The following is a 7,275-nucleotide window of genomic DNA, read 5'->3' on the forward strand; positions in this document are numbered from 1 at the left end:
CCTGGCCGGCCGGGCCGTCGGACTCCGCGGACGGGTCGGCGGACGGGTCGGCTCCGGTCGCCTCGGCCTCCGCCTGGGCGCGCAGTCGGCGGGCACGGCGGCCCTCCCCGTCGCGGGCGGGGGGCAGCACCGGCTGCTCCTCCTCGGGCAGGTCGTCGTCGATCCGGCGGCGCCGGCCCGGCAGGGCGAGTACGACGAGCACCAGGGCGAGGAGGGACTGGGCCCAGATCCACGCGGTGTGGGCGAAGGGGGCGTCGTAGGTGATGTCCAGGCGGCCACCGGCCGCGGGCAGTTGGAAGCCCTGGGCCCAGCCGTCGACGGTGGTCTTCTTCAGCGGCTTGCCGTCGAGGGTCGCGGTCCAGCCGGGCGCGGCCCGGTCGGCGATGCGCAGGACGCGGCCGTCCGCTCCGGCCGGGATCCTGGTGTGGACGTCGACCGGGTCGGCGGCGACGGCCACCGGCTCGGCGGCGCCCGGCTGCGCCGAGCCCGCGGCGGCGGAGGCGGCGGGCGGCATGATGACCGCGCGGGCCACCTGCCGGTCGACCCGCCACAGGGCGCTGCCGTCGAGCTGGCTCAGCCGGCTGAGGCCGGGGGTGGTGTCCAGGACGCGCCCGAAGGCGCGGGGGGCTCCGTCGCGTACGAGCACATAGCGCACGGCGAAGCCGCTGAGCTGGGAGGACTGGTCGGCGCCGGAGCCGGCGACCAGGTTGGCGACGACCTTGTCCAGGCGCGGGTCGCTGCCGCCGGAGGCGGCGAGTTCGGCGTCGCCGAGGCGGCCTCCGGAGCCGCGGACCAGGGTGTAGGAGACCTTGGCGGGCGAGGTGCCGCCCAGGACGAGGGTGCGGGCCTGGTCGCGGGTGCCGCTCTCCTCGGCGACGAAGGCGGGCACCTGCACCGGGTCGCGGCGCTCCAGCGGCCCGTCGGCGCCGCGCAGCATCCAGCCGCCCGCCGCGATCAGCGGGGCGACCGCGGCGGCCAGGGCGATCAGCGCGGCGACCGGCTGGCGCCAGCCGAAGCCGTGGGCGGCGACGCGCTCCTTGGCTCCCTCGGCGCCGAGCACGGTGGCGGCGATCAGGGCGAGGCCGTAGACGAGGGTGGCGGGGCCGGCCCAGCCGTCGTTGTTGGAGAGGGCGGCGAAGAGGAAGCCGGTGAGGGCGACGGCCCAGGCGGTGCGGACCGCGAACTCCCGCTCCCCGCGCAGCAGCGCGGCGAGCGCGGCCAGCACGAAGCCGACGAGAAGCAGTCCGCCGACCGTCTTGGGGCCGCCGGGGCTCGCGCCGAGCAGGTCGAGCGCGGAGGCCGCGCCCTTGCCGTACTCCAGACCGGCCTCGTGGAGGAAGCCGGACGGGCCGGTGAGCAGGGTCAGCGACCAGGGGGCGAGGATCAGGAGGGGGGTGCCGACGGCGGCGAGGAAGCGCGGGCCGTAGGCGGTGAGGTCGTCGCGGCGCAGCGCCAGGACGGCGAGGCCGAGCAGCACGGCGAGCGGCCAGACGACGGGGGTGAACGCCATGGCGGCGGTGAGCAGCAGCGCGTACGTCCAGGTGGCGCGCCAGGAGCCGCGGCCGTCGCCGCGCAGGCCCGCGGCGGTGACGCCGGCGCGGGCGATGGGCGGCAGGAGGACGGCGAGGACGGCGGTGCCCAGACGGCCGGTGGCGAGGGCGCCGGTGGCGGCGGGCAGGAAGGCGTAGGCGACGGCCGCCCAGGCGCGCAGCAGGCGCGACTCGACGAGCGGGCGGGAGGCGAAGTAGGCGGTGAGACCGGCCAGCGGGACCGAGCAGACCAGCAGCAGGGTCAGGGCGAAGCCGGTGGAGCCGAAGCAGAGCGCGGCGAGGGCGGCGATGGCCGCGAGGTAGGGCGGCGCGGTCTGGGTGCCGCCGGTGCCGACGGGGTGCCAGGCGTCCGCGTAGCGGCCCCACAGGTCGCCGACGCCCGGGGGCGAGGGCAGCAGGGCGCCGCCGGAGAGGGCGCCGCCGCCGAGCAGTTCGCGGCAGGCGACCAGTGAGATCAGCAGGAGCAGGGCGAACAGGACGGGCGCGGGTTTGCGGGCGATCTTCTTGAGCCGCGCGAACTGCTCGATCTCCAGGAAGTCGGCGTCGTCGCCGCCGGGGCCGGACTCGACGGCACCGTGCCGGGAGCCGCCGGTGTCGTCGGTGTCCGCGCCGAAGCTGGAGGCGACCTGTTCGACGGTGGCGCGGACGGTGGCGCCGGGGGGCGGGAAGAGCGGGCGCAGTTCGCTCGCCTCCACCGCCGCCTTGCCGCGTCTCTTGCGTCCGGCGAGGATCCGGCCTGGCCGCAGCAGGGTCGCGGACAGGCCCATGATCTCGTCGACGGCCTGGCCGGGTGCCTTGCCCAGCAGATAGGCGAGGGTGCGCAGGACGGTGCCGACGAGGATGCGCAGGAAGACGTAGGGCAGCGCGGCGGGGCGGGAGTTGACGAGCATCGTGTAGACGGCGCCCGCCTTGTCGACGCGGTGCGGGTCGACGGCGGAGCGGCCCGCGCAGTCGACGGTGCGGCGCTCGCGGGCGGCGGCCTCGGCGTGCCGGACGACGGCTTCGGGGGCGACGAGGACGGAGTGGCCGGCGGCGTGGGCGCGCCAGCACAGGTCGACGTCGTCGCGCATCAGCGGCAGCCGGCGGTCGAAGCCGCCGAGCTCCTCCCACACGTCGCGGCGGATCAGCATGCCGGCGGAGGAGACGGACAGCACGGGGCGGACCTGGTCGTGCTGCCCCTGGTCCTGTTCGCGCCGGTCCAGGCCGGTCCAGCGGCGACCGCTGCGGGCGATGGAGACGCCCACTTCGAGCAGTTGCTTGCGGTCGTACCAGCCGCGGAGCTTGGGGCCGACGATCGCGGCGTGGGCGTCGGAGTCGGCGACGCGCAGCAGTTCGGCGAGGGCGTCGGGCGCGGGGGCGCAGTCGTCGTGCAGCAGCCAGAGCCACTGCACGGGCTCGCCGTGCGGCAGTTCGGGCAGGTCGTAGCTGTCGTCGCGCCAGCTGCGCGAGACCGGGTCCCAGCCGCTGGGCCGCTTCAGGTACGGGAGTTCCTCGGGGCCGAGCACCGGCGCGGTGCGGGCGGCCTCGTCGACGGCGGCGCCGAAGCCGGTGCGGCGCGCGAGGTGCAGGACGCGCTCGTCGCCGAGGGCCTCGGTGACCAGGCGGGCGGAGTCGTCGGCGCTGCCGGTGTCGGCCGCGTACGCGCTCTGTACGGGGCGTTCCTGGCCGAGGAGACCGGCGAGGGCGTCGGGGAGCCAGCGCGCGCCGTCGTGCGAGACGAGCACGGCGGTGACGACGTGTCGCGGGAACTCGGGTGCGTGGGCGGAAACGAGCGGTGATGCCGCGGCCTCGGAGTACGGGGCCGTCGACTGGCTGTGCACGGACATCGAGGTACGGGCCCCTCCGGCCGGGGTCCGGGGGTTGGGGGCCCCGGAGGCTGCTGTGCTGACTGGCAGCGCCCCACACTAATGGCTGAGGAACACGGCGGTCCGCCGCCTGCGGAGGCCGGGTGGAGCCGGAGGGGTCCCGGAGGGGGACCTCAGGGGGCAAAGGCCCCGAAAAAACTAGACCGCCGCCTTCTTCAGGCGGCGGCGCTCCCGTTCGGACAGTCCGCCCCAGATGCCGAAACGTTCGTCGTTCGCGAGGGCGTATTCAAGGCACTCGGAGCGGACTTCGCAGGCGAGGCAGACCTTCTTGGCCTCTCTGGTGGAGCCGCCCTTCTCCGGAAAAAAGGACTCGGGGTCGGTCTGGGCGCACAGCGCGCGCTCCTGCCAGCCGAGTTCTTCGTCCACATCGTCGACCAGCAGCTCCTGGAACACCTCGGTCATGTGCACCCCTCGTCTGTCTTTGCTGCCCCGTGATGCTGCCGTTACCGATTTCGGCCGAACGACACGAGTGAAATTACAAGTGTGTGGATCCGGGCCAGTCAAGCTGAGATCTGCTATTGGGCCCCGTATTCACTCTGCGGAACCAAGCCTATACGGAAAGTGTTCAAATCGGCAAAAACCATGACACATGCCAATGGCCCAATCGCACCTCCCTCACCTGCCCAGAGAAGACGAATCCAAAATCGATCTTGTTGCGTTCCGACGGCGGAAGCGATTGGGATCACAGTCCGGTCACGACGGCGCCGCGGTGTTTGCCGATGCGGTTGCAGCGCCACATCTCCGGCACCGGCCGTGCACAAACCTTTCTCCGGGCCCCGTAACCGGATGAGGTGAAACATTGCACCCAAATCGGGTATTGAGTTGACAGCTCGGCTCTTCTTGGTCACCTTTGAGTCCATGCCAGCCACCGCAGCGCTCTTCGCGACCCACGTCCGTGGGTTCCGCAGCGCTGTCCAGGCGCGCTGTTGCTGTTCCAGCTGTTGATGCCGTAGCGCTCCGGCTCTCCCCGTGTTCCGTCCGGCCCTCCGGGCCCTCGCGCATCCGCGCGCACACGCATTCGCGACACCCCGCACTCGTCACCGAGTCCCTGCCGAGGAACCACCGCACCCATGAACAGCGACAGCGACCTGCAGATCGCCGGCGACCTCTTCGAGGTCCTGCACCTCCTCCAGCCCGCCCGTGAGCACCCCGCGACCGTCGCCGACTTCGTCGGCCTGGCCCGCTCCATCGCGGCCGACCGGGCGCAGTGGGCGCCGCTCGTCCAGTACGACGCCACCAGCCGCTGGTACCACCGGCTGCGCACCGGGCCCGGCTACGAGGTGTGGCTGCTGTCCTGGGTGCCCGGGCAGCGCAGCGGACTGCACGACCACGGCGCCTCCTCGGGGGTACTGACCGTGCTCGAGGGCGAGTTGAGCGAGCGCACCGAACGCGGCACGCGCGCGCTGGCCGCCGGCGCCCAGCGCGTCTTCGCGCCCGGCTATGTCCACGAGGTCGTCAACGACTCGCTGGAGCCGGCCGTCAGCCTGCACGTGTACTACCCGGGCCTGACCGACATGCCGATGCACCAGAGCCAGTCCGCTCTGTCCACAGCCGCCGCCCACGATGTCGTGACCGCCTGACAGACTGCTGTCCATGCGCATTGTGGTTCTGGCCGGCGGCATCGGCGGTGCCCGTTTCCTGCGCGGCCTCAAGCAGGCCGCGCCGGACGCGGACATCACGGTGGTCGGCAACACCGGTGACGACATCCATCTGTTCGGGCTGAAGGTCTGCCCCGACCTCGACACGGTGATGTACACCCTGGGCGGTGGCATCAACGAGGAGCAGGGCTGGGGCCGGACCGACGAGTCCTTCCACGTCAAGGAGGAGCTCGCGGCGTACGGGGTGGGACCCGAGTGGTTCGGCCTGGGCGACCGCGACTTCGCGACCCACATCGTCCGTACGCAGATGCTCGGCGCGGGCTATCCGCTGAGCGCGGTGACGGAGGCGCTCTGCGCCCGCTGGCAGCCGGGCGTCCGGCTGATCCCGATGTCCGACGACCGCGTCGAGACGCATGTGGCCGTCGAGGCCGACGGGGAGCGGAAGGTCATCCACTTCCAGGAGTACTGGGTGAAGCTGCGGGCGTCGCTCGACGCCACCGCGGTGGTGCCGGTCGGGGCGGAGCAGGCCAAGCCCGCGCCGGGCGTCCTGGAGGCCATCGCCGCCGCCGACGTGATCCTCTTCCCGCCGTCCAACCCGGTCGTCAGCGTCGGCACCATCCTGGCCGTGCCCGGCATCCGCGAGGCCATCGCGGAGGCGGGCGTTCCGGTGGTCGGGCTCTCCCCGATCGTCGGGGGCGCGCCGGTGCGGGGCATGGCGGACAAGGTGCTGGCCGCCGTCGGCGTGGAGTCGACGGCCGCGGCGGTCGCCGAGCACTACGGCTCGGGGCTGCTGGACGGCTGGCTGGTCGACACCGCCGACCGGGCCGCGGTGGAGCGGGTCGAGGCCGCGGGCATCCGCTGCCGCGCGGTGCCGCTGATGATGACGGACCTGGACGCGACGACCGCGATGGCGCGCGAGGCGCTGACGCTGGCGGAGGAGGTGCGCGCATGACGGCCGACGTCACCGCGGCCCCGGAGGGCGCGGGCGCCCCGCCCTCGTACCGGGTACGGGCCGTGGCCGGGATACCGGAAGTGCGGCCCGGGGACGATCTCGCCAAGCTCATCGCGACCGCCGCGCCCGGCCTCGCGGACGGGGACGTCCTGCTGGTCACCTCGAAGATCGTCTCCAAGGCGGAGGGCCGGATCGTCGAGGCGGCGGACCGGGAGGCGGCGATCGACGCCGAGACGGTACGGGTGGTGGCCCGGCGCGGCGCCCTGCGCATCGTGGAGAACCGGCAGGGCCTCGTCATGGCCGCGGCCGGCGTGGACGCCTCCAACACCCCCGCCGGGACCGTGCTGCTGCTCCCCGAGGACCCCGACGCCTCGGCCGAGGCGATCCGGGCCGGGATCCGGGCCGCGCTCGGGGTCGAGGTGGGCGTCCTGGTGACGGACACGTTCGGACGGCCGTGGCGCGCGGGGCTCACCGATGTGGCGATCGGCGCCGCGGGCGTGCGCGTCCTCGACGACCTGCGCGGCGGCACGGACACGTACGGCAACGAGCTCAGCGCGACCGTGGTGGCCAGCGCCGACGAGCTGGCCGGGGCGGGCGACCTGGTCAAGGGCAAGGCGGCCGGCTTCCCGGTCGCGGTGGTCAGCGGCCTCGCGCACCTGGTCGCGGCGGGCGGGGCAGATGGTGGCGGTGGTGCCGAAGGTGCCCGGGCGCTGGTGCGGGACGCGGCCGACGACATGTTCCGCCTCGGCACCTCGGAGGCGATACGGACGGCGGTGACCCAGCGGCGTACGGTCCGGACGTTCACCGACGAGCCCGTGGACCCCGGCGCGGTGCGCCGCGCGGTGGCCGCGGCCGTCACGGCGCCCGCGCCGCACCACACCACGCCCTGGCGGTTCGTACTGCTGGAGTCCGAGCGGTCGCGCACCCGGCTGCTGGACGCGATGCGGGACGCGTGGATCGCCGATCTGCGGCGCGACGGCAAGTCGGAGGAGTTCATCGCCAAGCGGGTGCGCCGCGGCCAGGTCCTGCGCGACGCGCCGTACCTGGTGGTGCCGTGCCTGGTGATGGACGGCTCGCACACCTACGGCGACGCGCGCCGGGACGCGGCCGAGCGCGAGATGTTCGTGGTCGCCATGGGCGCGGGCGTACAGAACTTCCTGGTGGCGCTGGCGGCCGAGCGGCTCGGCTCGGCGTGGGTGTCGTCCACGATGTTCTGCCGCGAGGTCGTACGGGAGGTCCTGGAGCTGCCCGCGCACTGGGACCCGATGGGCGCGGTGGCGGTCGGGCGGGCCGCGGAGGCGCCGAGGGAG

Annotated in this window: 5 protein-coding genes; 3 read left to right on the forward strand and 2 right to left on the reverse strand. The window is 73.9% G+C overall.

Annotated elements, in window-relative coordinates:
• Both ACJA3G_RS25335 and ACJA3G_RS25340 read right to left on the reverse strand, forming a co-directional pair.
• A partial coding sequence (locus tag ACJA3G_RS25335; protein ID WP_406555355.1) for a glycosyltransferase family 2 protein occupies positions 1-3,376 on the reverse strand: 3,376 nt, incomplete at its 3' end.
• Between the two features lie 177 nt (positions 3,377-3,553).
• A complete protein-coding gene (locus tag ACJA3G_RS25340) occupies positions 3,554-3,817 on the reverse strand; it encodes a WhiB family transcriptional regulator (protein WP_067159810.1) in 264 nt (87 codons plus the stop codon).
• 668 nt (positions 3,818-4,485) lie between these two features.
• Here ACJA3G_RS25340 and ACJA3G_RS25345 point away from each other — a divergent pair.
• From ACJA3G_RS25345 to ACJA3G_RS25355, 3 genes are all read left to right on the forward strand, one after another.
• Positions 4,486-4,995 (forward strand): cysteine dioxygenase, encoded by a 510-nt coding sequence (locus ACJA3G_RS25345; RefSeq protein ID WP_406555356.1) that lies wholly within the window; start codon positions 4,486-4,488, stop codon positions 4,993-4,995.
• A gap of 13 nt (positions 4,996-5,008) precedes the next feature.
• Positions 5,009-5,965: a 2-phospho-L-lactate transferase gene (gene cofD / locus ACJA3G_RS25350; protein ID WP_406555357.1), complete on the forward strand. Its 957-nt coding sequence runs from the start codon at positions 5,009-5,011 to the stop codon at positions 5,963-5,965.
• Positions 5,962-7,275, forward strand: a 1,314-nt coding sequence (locus ACJA3G_RS25355) for a coenzyme F420-0:L-glutamate ligase (RefSeq protein ID WP_406555358.1), incomplete at its 3' end; no start/stop codon positions are given. The genes cofD and ACJA3G_RS25355, both read left to right, overlap by 4 nt.

This window comes from Streptomyces sp. YS-3 (genome assembly GCF_045257485.1).
In the GTDB taxonomy this organism is placed as follows: Bacteria; Actinomycetota; Actinomycetes; order Streptomycetales; family Streptomycetaceae; genus Streptomyces.

Coding starts and splice junctions, on each gene's coding strand:
- ACJA3G_RS25340 (WP_067159810.1), bottom strand. CDS start 3,817: ATGACCGAGGTGTTCCAGGAGCTGCTGGTCGACGATGTGGACGAAGAA.
- cofD (WP_406555357.1), top strand. CDS start 5,009: ATGCGCATTGTGGTTCTGGCCGGCGGCATCGGCGGTGCCCGTTTCCTG.
- ACJA3G_RS25345 (WP_406555356.1), top strand. CDS start 4,486: ATGAACAGCGACAGCGACCTGCAGATCGCCGGCGACCTCTTCGAGGTC.